Source organism: Piscinibacterium candidicorallinum (assembly GCF_047549485.1).
Taxonomy (GTDB): Bacteria; Pseudomonadota; Gammaproteobacteria; order Burkholderiales; family Burkholderiaceae_C; genus Piscinibacterium; species Piscinibacterium candidicorallinum.
Genome location: NZ_CP180191.1, coordinates 761,227 through 775,565, shown reverse-complemented (window position 1 = coordinate 775,565; position 14,339 = coordinate 761,227). Strand labels below are relative to the sequence as shown.

Below are 14,339 nucleotides of genomic sequence, written 5' to 3'. Positions count from 1 at the left end.
ACTTGAGAGGGTCTTGCAGCGCGGTTGCGTCGGTCTCAACGCTCAAAGCCGCTCGCCTAAACTGGCTGCATGACCCCTTACCTGGACCACCTAAAGAACGCTCACGCCCACACCAACAGCCTGCTTTGCGTCGGACTCGACCCCGATGCGCAGCGCTACCCCGCGACGCTCGAAAACGACCCGGACCGGGTCTTCCTCTTCTGCCGAGAGATCGTGGATGCCACGGCGCCCTACTGCGCCGCCTTCAAGCCCCAGATCGCCTACTTCGCCGCGCAGCGCGCCGAAGCTGCACTTGAACGCCTCTGCCAGCACATCCGCAGCAAGCACCCGAAGCACGCCCTTGTGCTGGATGCCAAGCGAGGCGACATCGGTGCGACGGCCAAGCAATACGCCATCGAGGCCTATGAGCGCTATCAGGCTCACGCCGTCACCGTGAACCCCTACATGGGCAGCGACTCGATCGAGCCCTATCTCGACTCTCCGGCGCACGGGGTGTACCTGCTGTGCCGCACCAGCAATGCGGGCGGCAGCGATCTGCAATTCCTCAACGTCGGCCAAGACAAGCTCTTTGAGCGTGTGGCGCAAAAGGCGGCCGTCGAGTGGAACCGCAACGGCCAGGTGGGTCTTGTCGTGGGTGCTACCTTCCCGGCCGAACTGGCTCGCGTCTGCGCACTCGCACCCACGCTACCGCTGCTGGTGCCTGGCATCGGCGCGCAGGGCGGAGACATCGAAGCCACGGTCAAGGCTGGCCGCAGTGCCGATGGCACGGGCATGCTCATCAACTCCTCGCGCGCGATCCTGTACGCAAGCAGCGCAGCGGACTTCGCCGCAGCCGCCGCACGGGCCGCACAGGACACCCATGAGGCGATCAATCGGGCACGCGCGGCATGAGCGGCACGTTCCACATTCGCGCCGCCACGCCGGCGGACGTGCCGCGCGTGATGGCGCTGATCCGTGCGCTGGCCGAATACGAGAAGCTTTCGCACCTGGTCGTGGCCGACGAGACCACGCTGCACGAGCACCTGTTCGGCGCACGCCCCTACGTGGAAGTGGTGATGGCCTGCGAGGGCGAAGGTCCGGACGACGTTGCGGTCGGTTTCGCGCTGTTCTTCCACAACTACAGCACCTTCCTGGGGCGCCCCAGCCTGTATCTGGAAGACCTGTTCATCGAGCCCGCCTACCGCGGCCGCGGCTATGGCAAGGCCCTGATGATCCACCTTGCAAAGCTGGCCGTCGAACGCGGCTGCGGCCGCTTCGAATGGAGCGTGCTCGACTGGAATCAGCCCTCGATCGACTTCTACCGCACGCTCGGTGCAGTGGGCATGGACGAATGGAAGCTGCAGCGCGTGACGGGTGAGGCACTGCTCCGCCTTGCTGCGCAGGCAGACTGAGCACGCACGCGAACTGCACGAATACAAAGGGCGCCTCGCGGCGCCCTTTGTGCCTTCGATCCGCGGATCATGCGGCCTTCTTCATCTCCATGTCGCGCAGTTCGCGACGCAGGATCTTGCCCACGTTGGTCTTGGGCAGGTCGTCACGGAAAACGACGTACTTGGGCTTCTTGTAGCCGGTGAGGTGCTTGGACGCGTAATCCATCACATCGCGCTCGGTGAGGGCCTGGTCCTTCTTGACCACGAAGACCTTGACCGCCTCACCGGCCTTCTCGTCGGGCACGCCAATGGCGGCGCACTCCAGCACGCCGGGGCAGGCGGAAATGACCTCTTCGACTTCATTGGGATACACGTTGAAGCCGGAGACGAGGATCATGTCCTTCTTGCGGTCCACGATCTTCACGTAGCCGGTCTCGTCCATGATGCCGATGTCGCCGCTCTTGAAGAAACCGTCCGGCGTCATGACCTTGGCAGTCTCGTCCGGGCGGTTCCAGTAACCGGCCATCACCTGCGGACCCTTGATGCAGATCTCGCCGCGCTCGCCGATCGGCACGGGCTTGCCGTCATCATCACGGATCGAGATCTCGGTGGACGGGACAGGGATGCCAATGGTGCCGTTGTAGTCCGCCACGTCCGGGTGGTTGGCCGTGGCCACCGGCGAGGTCTCGGACAGGCCGTAGCCCTCGGAGATCGGGCAGCCGGTAACGGACTTCCACTTGTCGGCCGTGGCCTTGGTCACGGCCATGCCGCCACCGTTGGAGATGACCAGGCGCGAGAAGTCGAGCTTGGCGAAGTCCGCATTGTTGGCCAGCGCGGTAAAGAGCGTATTCACCGCCGGGAACATGCTGACCTTGTACTTCTGCAGCGTCTTCACGAAGCCGGGGATGTCGCGCGGATTCGGGATCAGCAGGTTGGTCATGCCCAGGCGCGCGCCCATCATGTTGCAGACCGTGAGCGCGAAGATGTGATAAAGCGGCAGGGCGCAGACCATGATGCGCTCTTCGTTGTTGCCCAGCTTGGAGAGGGCTGGCTGCATCCATGCATCCACCTGGACGATGTTGGCCACGATGTTCTTGTGCAGCAGCGTGGCGCCCTTGGATACGCCAGTGGTGCCGCCGGTGTACTGCAGGAACGCGATGTCGTCCGGGCCGACGTCCACGGGGCGCCATGTCAGGCGCTCGGCCTCGTCCATCATGTGCGGGAAGCGCACCGTCTTGGTCTTGGCGTCGTTGGGCAGCGTGAACTCGGGCACCATCTTCTTGACGGCGCGCACCACGAAATTCACGAGCATGCCCTTCCAGAAGCCGAGCATGTCGCCCATGCTGGCCACCACGATCTGTTTCACCTGCGTGCGGGCGACGACTTCCTGCAGCGTGGTGGCAAAGTTCTCGAGGATGAAGATGCACTCGGCACCGCTGTCCTTGAGTTGATGCTCCAACTCGCGCGGGGTGTACAGCGGGTTCACGTTCACCACCGTCATGCCGGCCCGCAGGATGCCGGCGATCAACACCGGGTACTGCGGCAGGTTGGGCATCATGATGGCGATGCGGGCACCCTTCTTGAAGCCCTTGCTCTGCAGCCAGGCGGCCACCTGCTTGGAGGCGTCATCCACCTGGCCGTAGCTGGTGCGAACATCCATGCAGATGGTGGCGGTGCGATTGCGGTACTTCGCAAAGGCCTCGTCCATCATCTGATTGATGCTCTTGTAGACGCCGACATCGACGTCTGCCGGAACGCCGGGCTGGTATTGGGCCAGCCAGGGCTTGGTGTTGCGCGTATCCATGTGTGTGTCTCCTCCAGACGCTTGCATGCCACCCTCGGAACGTCGAGAGGCAAGCTCCCCCAGAGCGCGCGTGTTCGGGCGCGTCCCTGTCTGCAAACCGATCGATTATGCCGAGCGATTCCGCAGATGCGCGAGTTGCTGGCCATGCTGCAACAGCACTGGATGCAGCGCCGTTCTACTGCAGCGCAACACTCGGCGCCATGGGCGCAAGTGCTGCGAGCGCCTGCTCCCTCTGGGGCTTGTCCAAGCGCGCCAGCTGCTGCACTGCAGCGTAGAAGCGCGGCATGTCGTTGCCCTCGCGCTTCAGCAGCGCGCGAAACGCGGGCAGCCATTGGGTGTAGCTGCCCACGCTGGCCAGATGCGCGTTGGTCAGACCCTGACCGAACCAGCGGTCATAGCCCGCAAAACCGCCCCAGCGCTCGGTCTTCATGCGCCGGTAATCCGCCTGCAGATCGGCGAACACCTGGGTCTTGCGCGCGCGCTTTTCCGCGTCCGAGCCACTCGCATAGGCGGCCTCGAGGCGTGCGCGGTACTGGGCCAGCAAGGCCTGAAAGTCGCGCTTGCGGGCGTTGAAGACGTCGTAGTCTGCCCGCAGCTTCGGGTCAGGATGCTGCGCCAGCCAGCGCTCCACACCGAACTCCTCCACCGCGCTCGCGAAGGATTCATTAAAGGTCGTGTCGCCCTTCACGTAGAGCAGCTGGTGCGCCAGTTCATGAAAGATCAGGCGCGCAAGCTCCGCTTCCGGGTACCAGATGAAGGTAGACAGCAGCGGGTCATCGAACCAGCCCAGCGTGCTGTACGCCGGCACCAGGCCCACGTGCACGTCCCAGCCGTCGGCCCGCAGAGCATCGGCTTCCTTGCGGGCGGCGGCCTCGCTGAAATAGCCCTTGTAGGTCACGCAGCCCGCGACGGGGAAGCACCATTCCTTCAGGCGCAGGGACAGCTCCGGCGTGGCAAACACATTCCACACCACCGCTGGCCGCTTGAGGTCGGCGTAGGCGGTATAGCTGCGGTTATCCGGCAGGCCGAGTTCGCGCGAGGCAAAGGCGCGCATTTCGCGAGCCTTCTCCAGGCGCAGCTTCAGGCGCGGGTCCGTGGCGGGGTCTGCGACGACCTCTTCAATCGGCCGCGCCTTTGCGAGCAGCTCGCGCTGCCCTTGCGCGGCCTGCCAGTAGTAGCCCAGGTGGCTGCAGCCCGCCAGCAGCGCCGCACTTACGACCACAGCCAGCCCCGCCCAACGCATGAGTCGTCGCCTCCGGCTCGGCTCAGGCCACTTCGACCTGAACCAGGCAGTCATAGAAAGTTGCGCCCGCCCCCAGGTCGGTGAGGGCCTGACTCGTCACCTCGTTGGCGTTCCTGCCGTCGGCCGCGAGCTTCTTCCACCAGATGGACAGGGCGACCACCACGCCTTGCCGGGCCTTATCCGTCACGCGCGCCTTCGCCGTGAAGCTGCCGCGGTCATTGAAAATCCGCACGCGCTGGCCTGCAGCAATGCCGCGCGCTGCCGCATCGGCGGGGTGAAGATCCAGATGCGGTTCGCCTTCGGTATCGCGCAGGCTCTGCACGTTCACGAAGCTGGAGTTCAGGAAGTTGCGCGCCGGCGGCGAGATCATCGCCAGCGGATAGCGCTCGGCCAGCACGCTGTCCATGGCCTCGGCAGGAGGCACGTAGTCCGGGAGGGCATCCAAGCCCTGTGCGGCCAGCACGCTGCTGGCAAATTCCGTCTTGCCGCTCGGCGTGTGGAAGCCCCCATTCGCAAAGGGCGCCGGGCCGATGTTGGCGAGCTTCTTCCAGCCCTCGCGCTTGAGGCTGTCCCAATCGATGCCCTGCATCTGCGGATGGGACCAGTCGAAGGCCTGCGCGGCGATCTGCTCATCGCTGTCGGCAAAGCAGGGCTCGGTGAATCCCATCTTCGCGGCCAGGCGCCGGAAGACCTCGCTGTTGGGCAGGCTCTCGCCGACGGGGTCGATGGCCGGGTTGTTGGCCAGCACGTAGTGGTGGCCGTAGGCCTTGTGGATATCCAGGTGTTCGAGCTGCGTGGTGGCGGGCAGCACGTAGTCAGCGTAGTCGGCCGTATCCGTCTGGAAGTGCTCCAGCACCACGGTGAAGAGGTCTTCGCGCGCAAAACCGCGCGCCACGCTGCCGGAGTCCGGGGCAATGGCCACGGGGTTGCTGTTGTAGACCACCACCGCATCCACTGGCAGTTGCCCGGCATAGGGGCCGGTGCCATTCAGCGCATGACCGATGTCGCTCATGTTGATGGTGCGCGGTGTACGGCCTGCGAGCAGGTCCGGGCGCTGCAGGGCGTTGTTGTCGGCCGGGAACCAGCCGCTGGTGGAGAACAGCAGGCCGCCGGCCGGGTGCTTCCAGGCGCCTACGAGCGCGGGCAGGCAGGCCATGGCGCGCACGGCGTTGCCACCGCCGCGGGCGCGCTGCATGCCGTAGTTGCCGCGGATCAGGGCGCCTTCACCGGCCAGCGCGGTCTGTGCATAACGGCGGGCGAGCGACTCGATGACCTCTGCGCTCACGCCACACAATTCGGCAGCTCTCCGCGGCGGGTACTGCGCCGCGCGCGCCTTGAGTTCTTCAAAGCCCTGCGTGTGCTTGCTGATGTAGTCGTGATCCAGCAGGTTGTCACGCACGAGCACATGGATCATCGCCAGCGCCAGTGCGCCGTCCGTGCCCGGCAGCAGTGCAATGTGCTCATGGCACTTCTCGGCCGTGAGCGAGCGGTAGGGGTCGATGGCGATCAGCGTTGCTCCGCGGCGCTTGGCTTCCTGCACGCGGGTCCAGAAGTGCAGATTGCTGGCGATCGCGTTCGTGCCCCACAGGATGATGAGCTTGGCGTCCTGCGTGAGCTCCATGTCGATGCCCACGCGTCCGGTGGTCAGATTCAGGCCGGTCGCGCCGGCGGTGGCGCAGATGGTGCGGTCCAGAAAGCTGGCACCCAGCTTGTGGAAGAAGCGCGCCGCCATGCTCTCGCCCTGCACCAGGCCCATGGTGCCGGCGTAGCTGTAGGGCAGGATGCGCTGCGGATCGACGGCAGCGATGGCCTGCAGGCGTTGCGCGATGTCGGTGAGCGCCGTGTCCCAGCTCACGGGTTCGAAGCGGCCCTCGCCCTTTTTGCCCACGCGCTTGAGCGGCTGCGTCAGGCGGTCCGGATGGTACGTGCGCTCCAAGTAGCGGCTCACCTTGGTGCATAGCGCGCCACCGGTGGGCGGATGATCAGGATCGCCCGCGACCTTGATGGCGATGCGCTTGCCCTGCTCATGCCGCACAGTGATGTGCATGGCGCAGGTGTCGGGGCAGTCGTGCGGGCAGGCCGCGCGGACGATTTCGGTGGCGTCGGTGGATACAGCACTCATGCGGCCAATGTATTTCAAGGCTCCGGCCGCGGCGCCCGGTGCAGACCCCATGACAGCCCGAGGGTGTGGCCGTGACGGTGCCACGGCCAGCATGCGCCAGACAGAACTCTGCGTACGATTTATGACCGAAATTAACTTTTTTAGGAGTTTAATTAAGCGGCTTTCCGCAATTCATTTGCCATTCTTCAGGCGCTTTTTCTTTATGGCTCTGATGGCCGAAAATGACTACCTGATCTGCAGGCGCACAACGTTCGCCGTGAGTACGCCGCCGCCGAAGCGCCCATCGGCGCGGACGCTACGGCCTGCAGTGGCCTGCGCAAGGAACTCGGTCGGGGTGATCGGCTGGCCGGCGGCGTTGAGCGTGACCGCGCCGGACACCTCAACCGCTACGCCGAGCACGGCCAGCCGGGTGCCGCTCGCTGCGGTGATCTCGCCGTCCACAACTGCCGGGCCGCCACGCAGCAGCCGTTGAACGACGCGCGCATCGATGCGTCCGCCGCCTGAGCCCGAGGGGCTACCACGGCCCAGCACCAACACATCATCCGCCGCGGTCAGCGTCGCGAGATTCAGCGGACCGCTGGGATTGAGGCTGTCAACCAGCAGGGTGTCGCTGTCCACGCGCACCTCCAAGCCACCTGCCGTGAACATCACCAAGCGACTGTTCGGCGCGTCCACAGTCGCCACCGGGCCGCGGGCGCTGGCGCCCAGCAGGTCGGGCAGGAAGCGCACCTCGTCGGCCTGCAGGGCGCCACTGACCACCACACCGCGCACTTCAACGCGGGCGTTCTCTACCAGGTTCGCGCGCGTGCCGTCCACGAAGCGCGTGGCGGCGGTCAACCACACCGGCTGATCATTGATCTCAAACGTGCCTGCAGCGGCGCTGTAGTCTTCCACCAGGCCCTGTAGCTGCGCGTTGATGACGCTCGGGATGAAGCCGCTGCTGATCACGCGCACCCGGGTAGCCGTCGCGTTGCCTGCGATCGGCGGGCCGGCGAGCACGATGCGTACCCACTGCCCCACGACTAGACCGCCTGCCGGCACATCCACCAGCTGCGCGCTGCGGGTGTCAATGATCAGACCCGCGGCCTGGATGCTGCCAGTACCCACGGCAGTGATCGGCGCGGTCAGCTCGATCGCATTGACCGTGGACAGCACGCCGATCCAGGTGGCGCGAATCACGCCGGCGCGCTCACGGAAGCCGGAGACCTGTACACGGTCGCCCAGGCGTAGGCTGGCTGCATCGGCCACGCCTTCAAACTGCGTGTCGCTGCTTACCTGGACAGTTTGGCCGGCCACGCGCAAGGAGTTCACGGCGAGGGTGGCTTCCACACTGCCCTGCAGCAGGTTGTCGAAGGCAATGCGTACCGCACGGCCGCTGCTGGCCGCGGCGTCCCGCTTGCCTGTGACGGTCACCACCATGCCCACGCGCAAGTCGTCCTGTCCGCGATTGCTCACGCCGTTGACGGCAATGTCTGCCGTGCTCACGTCCCAGCGCACGCCATTGACGATGACGCTGCCGAAGCCGGTGATCACGCCGCTGGCGGCGGAGTCGGGCACGACGCCCAACCCGTCACTGCCGCCGCCGGCCACGCGCGTGGGTTCGCTGCCGCCGCAAGCCGGCAGGGTCAACACCGCTGCGGCACAGAGCGTCGTGGCCACATGGGGTCGGACGCGGCGCAGCCACTGTCCTGCAATCTGGAGGATGGAGTTCATGAGGATTCTCCCGGTGACTTCGGACCGGATTCTTCGAGGTAATAGACGCCGAGACTCACACGCGTACGGCCGGGTGCGACGAGGTCATCGCCGAGATCGGCCTGGGCAAGTTGTTCTCGTGCCTTGGCAATGACGTCTTCGCCGGCGGCACGCAAGGCCGCCCGCAGCGCCGGTACGGCCTCGGCAGGAATGTTGTCGAAATACACCCGGCGCAGGATGAAGGCATCTTCAGGCGGGTGTGTCAGATTGTGATCAGCGCTTTCCAGCAGATCGCGCACATGCTCGCCAAGTATCAGAAGGCGGCGGCCGTCTTTTTCGCTGCCCTGAGGGCGGTAGTCCTGCGTCAGCAGGCGCAACAGGCCCTCGTCGATCTGCACGGCTTCGGCGGCAAGCAATTCATCCAGTACCGCACGCGCCGGCATGTCCCCGCTGGCTTCCTTCACCAGCTCGGCGAATTGGTCCATCGTCAGCAGCGCAGGTGTGCCGTCCTCGGCCTTGCGCTTGAGCACCCAGGCATTGAGCACGCGCGCCGCGCGGTTGCGCTCGGCCGCCAATGCCGCGTCCGACGCCACATTGTCAGCCTGCAGGCGCGCCACGTCCTTGCGCGTCAGGCCCGTGAGCACGGAGATGCGTGAATCGGTCTGCCGCTTGCCGGGCAAGGCGAAGTCCTTGTCCGCCACCTGAACGTAGGTGCGCTTGGCCAGTTCGGCGAAGTCCGCGAAGGCCATGCCGTGGCGCAGCAGCACGCGCACAAGCGGCGTGAGCAGGCGAACAACAGCGGCAGACAGGGCGGCGCGAGGGTCCATTTCCATCCAATCAGTGCGGTGCAGCCGCCGCGCCCGCCCGATCAGCCTGAGCACGGCGCCCCACCGCGGTGAAGCGCAACCGGCATTTTGTTACACCTGATTTGGGCTTCACATCCCAAATTCTACTTGAGCTTTTCTGTATTTGGGAAAATAATCCCAATCACGACATCGCTGCACGCAGATGTCGAGTCCACGGGGGCCTCTCCTCCTCCGCGCCTGCGAAGGCGCAGCCCCTGGCCCGACAGCGCGCAGCGACGCCCCCGACAGACCCAAACCCTTTGGAGGTTCAAGATCATGAATTCACGACGCACATCCACATGGCGCCGCTGGGGCGCCGGCCTGATGGCTGGCCTCCTGGGCGCATCCACCCTGCTGCTGGCAGCCTGCGGCGGCGGCTCCGCTGGCGCACCGGCCGTCACGCCGGGGCCGGTGGCCATCGTGCCGCCCGGGTTCTATGCAGGCACCATCGGTGGCTTTGGCAGCGTGATGGTCAATGGCGTGCGCTGGGATGACAGCAGCGCCACCATCCAGCTCGATGACGAGACCGTGGCCGCCGGCAGCCTGAAACTGGGCATGCAGGCGCAGGTGCAAGGCAAGGTGGCCAGCGACAACGTCAGCGGCAAGGCCGACAGCGTGACGGTGGAGACCGCCGTGCGTGGCGCGGTGACCGCCGTTGACACCACCGCCAGCACCTTCCGCATCCGCGACATCACCATCGCCACCGACAGCAAGACGGTCTTCGAAGGCGCCAGCAACCTGGCTGCGCTGGCCGTAGGCAACTGGGTGGAGGTACACGGCACGGTGGACTTCGAGAACCGCCGCGTGCAAGCCACGCGCGTGGAGGTGAAGCCGGCCAGCGAGATGGGCCGCGTGATCCTGTTCGGCAAGGCCACCGGCGTCACGCCCACCAGCTTCACCATGAACGGCCTGACCGTGAACTACGGCAGCGCCCGCCTGATCGGCTTCGACAGCAACGCCATCCCCGAAGGCGCGCTGGTGCGTGTACGCAGCAATGCCGCGCCGGTGGGCAATGTGCTGACCGCCACGGTGGTCAAGGCCGTCAAGGCACCGCGCTTCCAGGATGGCGCGCCAGCGGCCGTCGAGGGCCGAGTCATGAGCTTCAAGAGCGCCGCGGACTTCATGGTCGCCGGCACGCCGGTCGATGCCAGCAACGCCACGTATGAGAACGGTGCGGCGGCTGATCTGGCTGAGGGCAAGCGCGTGATCGTCTTCGGCAACATGAAGGACGGCAAGCTCCTCGCCACGAAGGTGCGCTTCTTCCGTGACATCGACGGCGAGATCCGCCTGATCGGTTTCATCACCGATTACGTTTCGCAGTCCAGCTTCAAGGTGCGCGGCGTGGCGGTGGACGCCAGCGCTGCCACCTTCGAAGACGGCACCGCGAGCGATCTCGCCAACGGCCGTCTGGTGGAGATCAAGGGCTCGACGCAAGGCAATATCGTCAAGGCCACCGAGGTCGAGTTCGAGGACAGCCTCGCCCAGGGTGCCGTGCTGGCCGGCGGCATCACCGACTTTGTTTCGCGTGAGAACTTCAAGGTCAACGGCAAGGCGGCCAAGGTCAGCGGCTCGGCCCGCTACGTCGGCGGCACCGAGGCCGATCTGAAGAACGGCGCCGTGGTCTGGATGATCGGCGAGCAGCAGGCCACCGTATTCGAAGCCAAGACCGTGATCTTCCAGGCCAGCGTGCCCGCCCTGCCGCCCACCGTCGTGGCCGGCACCGTGACGGATGCCGCGGCCGACGGCTCCGGCTTCAAGATCAACGGCACTGCCGTAACCGTGGCGCCGAGCACCGTGTTCACGGGCGGCACGGCGGCCGATCTGAAGAACGGTGCCTACGTGATCGTGACCGGCCGCGTAGTGAACGGCAGCTTCGCAGCCGAGCGCATCGTGTTTGCCGACCCGCGCCGCGAAGACGTCTGCAAGGCCTTCAAGATTGAAGGGCAGGTCTATGACTTCGTCAGCGCCAGCAACTTCAAGCTGCTCGGCTTCACCGTGGATGCCAGCGCCGCCAACTTCGAAGGCGGCACCGCGGCGGATCTGGCCAATGGCAAGTTCGTCCAGGCCTGCGGCGACGAGCTGCCCACCGTCAGCAGCACGGGTGCGCTGCTCAAGGCCAAGAAGATCGAGATCAAGACGCGTTGACGCAGCACGCTGCGGCGCCGCGCACCGCAGCCGCAGCGAACAACGCTGACCCCAGTGGAATCCCGGGGCGCACCACAGTCCGCCCTTTCAAGCCCGCGATACGTCGCGGGCTTTTTTTTGCTCGGTCAGTTCGGCTCGATGACCAGGCGGCTTACGGCGTCAGGGGCTCGACCGGGGCGGGTGCAGGCCGGAAGCGCTCCAGATAATCGAGCGCTTCGACACCCAGGCGCTTGCCCAGATGGGTGAGCATGCCCGCGGCCAGGGCGTCCGCCTTCACGTCAAAGCGATCCGTGGCCGACACGCAGATGAACGGCACCGCCCGCAGGCCCACGGCAGCCTCCACCCGGCGCCAGCGTCGGACCAGATCGGCACCGGATGCGCCAGGCAGATCGATGTCACACAGGACGAGATCCAGCTGCCAGGCTTCGGAGTTGACGTGCAGATCCAGCACGCGCAGCGCCTGTTCGGCCGACTCCACGCTGACAACCGCCCAGCCGCGCTCGCGAAGCGCAGCTTCCGCAAGCAGCCGCGCGACCTGATTATCTTCAACCAGCAGCACGCGGCCACTGGTTCGCGCCGCCTGCAGCCGCTGCGCCGCAGGTGGCTGCGGCGGGCGCTGCCCGAGCATGGACATCGGCGAGAACGCGAGCAGCATTTCCTCCCAGTCGCGAAGGCTCATGGGTGCCAGATGCGTGAGCGTCTCGCGTATCGTGTCGCTGCTGCCCAGATGCGGATCCACACTGCGCAGCGCCTGGGCCTGACCCGGTGCCAGTGTCTGACCCGGATGCAGCAGCACGCTCCAGGTGGTCCCGGCCGCGAGTTTGGTGATGACCGGCCGCAGGTCGATCTGATTGGGCGCCATCTGGACCACGAGCACATGCAGCGGGCTGCGCTGATCGACGGCGAACAGGTCTTCGGGCTGTCGCGCCACGCGCACCTGCCAGCCTGCGCGGACCGCCAGCGGCTCCAGATCCGGCAGGCAGGCCGGATCATCGGCATAGATCAGCAGGCGCGCGGGCGGCGCCACATGCCGCGCAGAGAAGCGGCCCGGCTTTTGCTCGTGAACCGTGCAGGGCAGTTGCACGATGACCTGCGTGCCGACACCTGATTGCGACGCCAACCGGAGCTCGCCACCCAGCTCACGGGCCAACAGGTGTGCGCGGACCAGCCCGCCGCGCCCTTGGGCTCGCGCCTGGCTCATGCGCCGGCGGTGCCGCTCAAGCTGGGCAGCGCTCATGCCCGTGCCGCTGTCCGTGACCACGAAGCGCAGCTCGCGCGGGCCGCTGCGCAGCAGGCTCACGCGGATATGCCCCTGCCGTGTCGCGCGCACCGCGTTGGCCACCAGCTCATCGACGATCTGCGTAAACCGGCAGGCATCGAGCAGGACACGCGCCGGGAAGCGCGAGTCGAAGGACACATAGACGCGGGTGCCTGATCTGAAAGCGTCGAGCATGTGCGGGCGCACCACGCGCTGGACAACTCGGCTCGCATCGGTGGGTTGCGCGCTCAGTTCCGCGCCCAGAGCGGGCAGCCGGTCCAGCATGATCGAATGGTCCAACACGAGCCGCACGTCCTGCAGCTCCAGGCGCAGCGCATCCATGTAGCGCTGCTGGTCCACCGAGAGACCATTGCGCGCCACCATCTCGGTCAGAGCCTGGGCTGCGCCCAGCGGGCGCGCGATGCTCTTGCTCACCGACTGTAGAAATTGCTCGTGGCGCTTCAGCTCGCGCTGCAGGGTCTGGTGCTGCATCAGCAGCATGCGCTGAGTGCGCAACTGGGATCGGCGCATGCCTTCGACCAGTTCGCGATCGCTGGCGGGTACGCGCTTTGCCCGCCGAGACTTCGGCCGCAGCGCGCGGCGGGCCGCCCAGAGCCCGTGGCGGAACTGCTCCAGCGCGAGGACAGGCCCGCCAAGGCAGCGCAGCACGGCCCAGTGCAGTGCGGCACCGATCAGGCACGCGCCGGCCAGCGCCAGGCCCATCAGCGTGGCCCAGTCGGCACCACTGGGCCCCAGCCAGCTTCCGGCATTCAGGGCGAGCACCACCCATGCAGCGCTCAGCAGCAGATGCGCAAGCCCGAACGCTGCTGCAAGCCAGACCGTCCGCGTGCTGACCCTTCGCGTCGGGTACAGCCACGCGTCGTCCTGCGCGCCACTCGGCGGCCGATCGTGTTCCGACATCCCCAGCGACTCCAGTTCGCTTGCTGGCAGGCTCATGGGCCTGCTTCAGCATCTGAGTATGCGTGGCGACGTGAACGCGTTCGCCCCCAAAGTTGAGGAGGTTTGGGCTTGCGCGTGCATCCGCTTGCTGTTGCGGCAGCACTTGCGCTGGCTGTTGCGTGAAGACAAAGCAAGTTGCGCTTGCGCAGGTGCATTGGACGCCGGCCGTCCCGGGCGTGGCGGGGTTGTGCGCGCCGCGTTACGGTGCTGGCTTTGCGGCGCACACCGGCGCGGGCATGATGATCTGCCATGCTGAGCGGCGTCACAGCGCGACGTCATCGCCCCACGCCACTGACACGGAGCCGCCATGTTCGAAGCCTGCAGTCACGTTTCCATCCCGCTGGCGCGGCTGACCGCGACGGTCTCGGCGCTGACGGCTGCGGCCCTGCTGAGCGCCTGCGTGAGCCTGACCGGCCGTGAGGGCGCAACGCCACCCAGCCTGGCTGCGCTTTCCCATGGCGTCTGGGTGGCTGAGAACATCGACGGCAGGGGTGTGATCGATCGCCTGCAGTCACGCATCCAGTTCACGAGCGAGGGACGTGTCTCGGGCAGCGGCGGCTGCAACAACTTCACGGGTGGCGTCGAGCTAAAGGGCAACGAGTTGAAGTTCGGCCCGCTGGCCAGCACGCGCAAGCTGTGCGCAGGCGCGGTACAGCAACAGGAAGACGCCTTTTTCGCGGCACTCGCCAAGGCACGAACGGTGCGCACCGACAAGGGCCTGCTCTTCATGAGCGACGCGCAGGGCAACCCCGTCCTGCGTCTGGCGCGCGCCACTCAGTGATCCCTGCGGCTCAATTCCTGTCGGATCACCGTGAACTGCGCCTCGACACCGGCAGTTCGCAGCCGAAAATGAAGTATTTTGATCGCTACAAATGTGTCTTTCCGCTTGATGGACGCCAA

The 14,339-nt window shown here is 66.1% G+C and carries 10 protein-coding genes; 4 read left to right on the top strand and 6 right to left on the bottom strand.

Annotated features, from left to right (window positions below; translation table 11 throughout):
• The first annotated feature begins 69 nt into the window (after positions 1-69).
• Together pyrF and ACMDW7_RS03465 are read left to right on the top strand one after the other, a co-directional pair.
• The gene (gene pyrF, locus ACMDW7_RS03470; protein ID WP_377305542.1) at positions 70-891 is read left to right on the top strand and encodes an orotidine-5'-phosphate decarboxylase; all 822 of its coding nucleotides are present in this window, start codon (positions 70-72) and stop codon (positions 889-891) included.
• Positions 888-1,391 carry a GNAT family N-acetyltransferase gene (locus ACMDW7_RS03465; RefSeq protein WP_377305544.1) on the top strand — a complete coding sequence of 168 codons (504 nt, stop codon included), beginning with the start codon at positions 888-890 and terminating at the stop codon, positions 1,389-1,391. Before pyrF ends, ACMDW7_RS03465 begins: the two co-directional genes overlap by 4 nt.
• Positions 1,392-1,458: 67 nt before the next feature.
• On the opposite strand, the gene ACMDW7_RS03460 is transcribed toward ACMDW7_RS03465, so the two are convergent.
• The 5 genes from ACMDW7_RS03460 to ACMDW7_RS03440 all read right to left on the bottom strand — a co-directional run bounded on the left by ACMDW7_RS03460 (position 1,459) and on the right by ACMDW7_RS03440 (position 9,058).
• Entirely contained in the window at positions 1,459-3,174 is a 1,716-nt protein-coding gene (locus ACMDW7_RS03460; protein ID WP_377305545.1) for a long-chain-fatty-acid--CoA ligase, read from the bottom strand.
• Between the two features lie 175 nt (positions 3,175-3,349).
• Positions 3,350-4,417, bottom strand: coding sequence for an aminopeptidase (locus tag ACMDW7_RS03455; protein ID WP_377305547.1), 1,068 nt, complete (start codon positions 4,415-4,417; stop codon positions 3,350-3,352).
• A 22-nt stretch (positions 4,418-4,439) separates the two neighbouring features.
• A complete protein-coding gene (locus ACMDW7_RS03450) occupies positions 4,440-6,539 on the bottom strand; it encodes a molybdopterin-dependent oxidoreductase (protein ID WP_377305549.1) in 2,100 nt (699 codons plus the stop codon).
• A 225-nt stretch (positions 6,540-6,764) separates the two neighbouring features.
• Positions 6,765-8,252 (bottom strand): DUF5666 domain-containing protein, encoded by a 1,488-nt coding sequence (locus ACMDW7_RS03445; protein ID WP_377305550.1) that lies wholly within the window; start codon positions 8,250-8,252, stop codon positions 6,765-6,767.
• Positions 8,249-9,058, bottom strand: coding sequence for a DUF6502 family protein (locus ACMDW7_RS03440; protein WP_414859605.1), 810 nt, complete (start codon positions 9,056-9,058; stop codon positions 8,249-8,251). Before ACMDW7_RS03440 ends, ACMDW7_RS03445 begins: the two co-directional genes overlap by 4 nt.
• A 294-nt stretch (positions 9,059-9,352) precedes the next feature.
• On the opposite strand from ACMDW7_RS03440, the gene ACMDW7_RS03435 reads away from it, so the two are divergent.
• Positions 9,353-11,221, top strand: coding sequence for a DUF5666 domain-containing protein (locus tag ACMDW7_RS03435; protein ID WP_377305554.1), 1,869 nt, complete (start codon positions 9,353-9,355; stop codon positions 11,219-11,221).
• A gap of 151 nt (positions 11,222-11,372) precedes the next feature.
• On the opposite strand, the gene ACMDW7_RS03430 is transcribed toward ACMDW7_RS03435, so the two are convergent.
• Complete coding sequence (locus tag ACMDW7_RS03430) at positions 11,373-13,436, bottom strand: hybrid sensor histidine kinase/response regulator (RefSeq protein WP_377305556.1); 2,064 nt, start codon at positions 13,434-13,436, stop codon at positions 11,373-11,375.
• A 310-nt stretch (positions 13,437-13,746) separates the two neighbouring features.
• On the opposite strand from ACMDW7_RS03430, the gene ACMDW7_RS03425 reads away from it, so the two are divergent.
• Positions 13,747-14,220, top strand: a complete 474-nt coding sequence (locus tag ACMDW7_RS03425) for an META domain-containing protein (protein WP_377305558.1) — start codon at positions 13,747-13,749, stop codon at positions 14,218-14,220.
• Positions 14,221-14,339: the final 119 nt, after the last annotated feature.

Bases quoted from the DNA above. Each gene is read 5' to 3' on its own strand.
- ACMDW7_RS03445 (WP_377305550.1), bottom strand. From the start codon at position 8,252: ATGAACTCCATCCTCCAGATTGCAGGACAGTGGCTGCGCCGCGTCCGA.
- pyrF (WP_377305542.1), top strand. From the start codon at position 70: ATGACCCCTTACCTGGACCACCTAAAGAACGCTCACGCCCACACCAAC.
- ACMDW7_RS03440 (WP_414859605.1), bottom strand. From the start codon at position 9,058: ATGGACCCTCGCGCCGCCCTGTCTGCCGCTGTTGTTCGCCTGCTCACG.
- ACMDW7_RS03455 (WP_377305547.1), bottom strand. From the start codon at position 4,417: ATGCGTTGGGCGGGGCTGGCTGTGGTCGTAAGTGCGGCGCTGCTGGCG.
- ACMDW7_RS03430 (WP_377305556.1), bottom strand. From the start codon at position 13,436: ATGAGCCTGCCAGCAAGCGAACTGGAGTCGCTGGGGATGTCGGAACAC.
- ACMDW7_RS03450 (WP_377305549.1), bottom strand. From the start codon at position 6,539: ATGAGTGCTGTATCCACCGACGCCACCGAAATCGTCCGCGCGGCCTGC.
- ACMDW7_RS03425 (WP_377305558.1), top strand. From the start codon at position 13,747: ATGTTCGAAGCCTGCAGTCACGTTTCCATCCCGCTGGCGCGGCTGACC.
- ACMDW7_RS03460 (WP_377305545.1), bottom strand. From the start codon at position 3,174: ATGGATACGCGCAACACCAAGCCCTGGCTGGCCCAATACCAGCCCGGC.
- ACMDW7_RS03435 (WP_377305554.1), top strand. From the start codon at position 9,353: ATGAATTCACGACGCACATCCACATGGCGCCGCTGGGGCGCCGGCCTG.
- ACMDW7_RS03465 (WP_377305544.1), top strand. From the start codon at position 888: ATGAGCGGCACGTTCCACATTCGCGCCGCCACGCCGGCGGACGTGCCG.